General features: G+C 42.9%; 2 protein-coding genes. Both read left to right on the top strand.

Annotated elements, in window-relative coordinates:
• Window positions 1–441 precede the first annotated feature (441 nt).
• Complete coding sequence (locus GT1_RS21765; RefSeq protein WP_188400478.1) at window positions 442–1,521, top strand: lipopolysaccharide assembly protein LapB; 1,080 nt, start codon at window positions 442–444, stop codon at window positions 1,519–1,521.
• 233 nt (window positions 1,522–1,754) lie between these two features.
• Window positions 1,755–3,413 (top strand): dihydroxy-acid dehydratase, encoded by a 1,659-nt coding sequence (gene ilvD / locus GT1_RS21760; protein WP_188400477.1) that lies wholly within the window; start codon window positions 1,755–1,757, stop codon window positions 3,411–3,413.
• Window positions 3,414–4,061 lie beyond the last annotated feature (648 nt).

The raw sequence follows: 4,061 nt of genomic DNA, 5'->3' as shown, positions 1-4,061 counted from the left end.
AAGGTAGATAGGCCAGATGTGGAAGTGGAGCAATCCATGCAGCTGACTGGTACTAATAGGCCGAGGACTTGACTTAACTACCTCGTTTGCATGAAGTGCAAACATTAGATAGAACCTAATGCGCAGTCTTTCTTCTGTGAAGTTTTCAGGGAATGTGAAATATGCCCGTACCTGTATAAGGTATGGGCTTTTTTGTTGTATAAGGAGGTTCCGCGCTCCGCTTGGAACTAAGCGATTCACACAAGTTCTAGCGTCGCTGGCGCTCCTAATAACTTGGTTCTCTGCTTATATCTATTTGTCAATTGACTTATCCTAAATCCTAGCATATAATAAGAATAATACAAAAGAAAACCCCACCCACTGTTCACGGGTGGGGTTTTTTGCAAATATAATTATTGTAGCAATTGTAGTAGTTATTTTATTACAAAGGAATGATATGTATTGGAAAAATATCAAAGACATGGTATCAACCCTTTACTTATCAGCATAGCTACAGGCCAGGATGTAGAACATGTTTCCTCACGTCCGACCATTGCCATGCTGCCCGGCAAGTATCCGAAGCTTATTTATAAGCATCTAAAGACGGTTAATGGGGAATTTCCTGAAACAATTTTCCGTTTGACATGTGCGCAATGCGGCAAAGGGGGAGACTATGACTTAGGTACTTTAGTGGTGCCAGCTACAGTTGGTGAGGATGAAAAGAGAATAGAGAAAATTCAAGCGCTTGGCTATTTTCGCTGCAAACATTGTAATACTGCCGGAGAGTGGATATTATCTTCCCGTATGCGGACAATGCTTGCAGGGAAAATGGTAGCAGCTGCCGCCCTCAACGTTAAGAATAAGCAGTCTGATGAAGTCATTTTTGGTGAAGCGCTGATTGACAACGATTTTGCCCCACGCTGGGGAAGTGATGCCGAAAGTTACTTTTTGCAAAAGTTAGTTGAAACACCTGATAACGCCTATTTTTGGAATCGTTTGGGCAATACCTATTACAGAGGTAAGCGTCCTGAGTTGGCTGCGGTTGCACATGAGCAAGCATTAGTTAAGGATATGGGACAAGTAGAGTCGCATTTTTCTTTGGGTCAAATACTTTTTGATTGTGGCGAGTTTGAGAAAGCGGCAGAACACTTGAGACAAGCAGTGGCGTTTAGTCACCAGTATGAGCATCTGCCGGCGTATAATCTCAGAGAGCTTATCGTAGGGGCCTTAACCATATTGTTTGCTATCTATAACAAGAGTGACCGTAAAATTGATATGCTACCCAAGCCTGGTGAACTGGAAATTGCCCACTTTACTAAGAGTGAAATTGCGGCGACGGCAAAGCTTGATTTTGATATAGACCCTAACCGCCGGGAAACCTTTTACCCACTGGCTGAAGTATATTTAGGGTCACGTCGGATTGGATTACCACCGGAGAAGCGGTCACTACTTGTCCGCAACTCCAAAGCCAATTGGCCGGTTGCCAGCAAAGTTAATAAACAAAAGCCTTCAAAGAAAAATAAAAGTAGAAAGAAAAGATAATATCGGTCAAATCACCCTCGGTACTGAGGGTGATTTTTTACTCTGACATAACGCCTGATTGCACCTCAATGTATGGATAAATCTGCTTGCGGGAGAAAAGGAAGGAAGAAGCATTGAGAGCAGGAATTATGTATATTTTGTTGAATACTTAATACAGTGTTAATGTCCTGCACTCCCTGTGTGGAGTTTTGTATTTTGCAGTGAAATATATAGATAAGAGAGGAAGATATGATATGGATTTAAAAAGTAGTATTGTTAAAAAGGGTTCTACCCGGGCAGCTCACCGTTCTTTGTTCTATGCTATGGGCTACACTCCCCAGGAATTAGAAAAACCAATGATTGGTGTCGTTAATGCCTTCAATGAAATAATTCCGGGGCATATGCATCTTAGAGATGTTGCTGAGGCAGTGAAACTAGGTGTGGCTGCGGGTGGCGGGATGCCGGTAGAATTTCCCGCCATCGGTATTTGTGACGGGATTGCTATGGGACATGATGGCATGAAATATCCATTACCTAGCCGGGAACTTATCGCTGATTCTGTTGAGGCTATGGCGATAGGCCACAGGTTTGATGGCTTGGTGCTCATCCCTAACTGTGATAAAATTGTGCCAGGTATGCTTATGGCTGCTGCCAGGCTGAATATTCCCTGTATTGTAATGAGTGGTGGTCCGATGATGGCTGGCCGTTACCAGGGACGCGATATTAGTGTTAGTACTATGTTTGAAGCAGCCGGGCTTTTTGAAGCAGGTAAAATCACTGCCGATGAAATGGATAAAATGGAAAAGGCAGCATGTCCCGGCTGTGGTTCCTGTTCAGGCATGTTTACCGCCAATACCATGAATTGTATGGCGGAAGCATTAGGTATGGCACTGCCTGGAAATGGCACAATTCCAGCCGTTCAATTTGGTGTCCGGCGAATGATGGCAAAACAAGCTGGTCAAATTATAGTTGACCTGGTAAAACGAGATGTAAAGGCTCGTGATATTCTGACACGGAAGGCTTTTGAAAATGCTATGGCTGTTGATATGGGTATCGGCGGTTCTTCCAATACGGTATTACACCTTACCGCCATTGCTCATGAGGCCGGTTTTGAGTTGCCGCTATCCCTGTTTGATGAAATCAGTGCCAAGACTCCTTATATAACCAAATTAAGTCCGGGTGGAACCCAGCATATTCAAGATCTTAATGAAGCAGGCGGTATTTCAGCAGTAATGAAGGAATTATCCAAAATAGGGCGAATTCACACCGATGCGCTAACGATAGCCGGTACTGTCAATGATAAGATTAAAGACGCTGCGATTATGCGTGCGGATGTTATTAAATCGGTAGATGCTCCCTACCGCAATACTGGTGGGATTGCTATTTTGAACGGTAACCTGGCTCCTGCTGGTGCAGTGGTCAAGGAAAGCGCCGTTAAAGATGATATGCTGGTTTTTGAAGGCACTGCCCGGGTTTTTAATTCTGAAGAAGAAGCTATTGAAGCCATTATCGGCAAAAAGATCAAAGATGGCGATGTTGTAATTATTCGTTATGAAGGTCCTAAAGGCGGTCCAGGGATGAAGGAAATGCTTAACCCGACAGCCGTAATTGTTGGTATGGGACTTAAAGTGGCGCTATTAACCGACGGACGTTTCAGCGGTGCTACTCAGGGTGCTTGCATTGGCCATGTTTCGCCTGAAGCGATGGAGGGAGGGCCAATTGCCCTTATAGAAAACGGGGATATTATTAGTATTGATATTCCTGGACGTAAACTTGAGTGCAAGATAAGCGATGAAGAGATGGCCAAACGGAAAGCCGCCTGGGTTCAGCCGGCTCCTAAAGTAACTACCGGCTACCTTGCCAGATATGCCAGATTGGTCACTTCAGCCAATACAGGAGCAGTATTGAAATAAATGGAGACTTGCTTCAGATAAACGGTGCTATGTATAAAATTTAAAGACCAAAAGTCATACTATTGTAAAGCAGTCCTAAACGGGCTGCTTTCTATTTTGATAAAAATAGTATTAGTCTTGGCTCTTGAAGCGGTAGTTAAGAAATAGGAGAACCTTTTATATTTTGTTTTTTCTAAATTGCGTGAATAATAATTGACGTGCCAGGATAAGATATGCTATGATAAAATAAGAAAGATATTCCCTGCTATGTCCTACTAAATAAGAGGGAATGCAGGTATTGACACGGCAAAATTGGCGTGTTAATATATACAAGTCGCGAGGGACGCGGCGACAGGATATGCCGAAGAATATATTGACACATTCTAATTAGTGTGTTATTATATAAAAGTTGTCGCTACAAAACCTAGTGATAACTGATAAGAAAAAAGATGTTGACACGGTGAAATAAACGTGATAACATATATAAGCTGTCACTGAAGCGGTAAACGCCGGTGACACTAGCGGTTCCCTGAAAACTGAACAATGTAAGTAATGCATCATAAAAAGCCAGATGTGCGGTGCTCAATGAGCGCTTTAAATATAAGCAGGCACACGGAATCTGTGATTCCGCTGTGATCGCTTAGTTAGATGTTTTACATCTAACATCAA

The organism is Sporomusa sp. GT1, assembly GCF_014634905.1.
GTDB lineage: Bacteria > Bacillota > Negativicutes > Sporomusales > Sporomusaceae > Sporomusa > Sporomusa sphaeroides.
This window is presented reverse-complemented; position numbering and strand designations above follow the sequence as displayed.

Bases quoted from the DNA above. Each gene is read 5' to 3' on its own strand.
- ilvD (WP_188400477.1), top strand. From the start codon at position 1,755: ATGGATTTAAAAAGTAGTATTGTTAAAAAGGGTTCTACCCGGGCAGCT.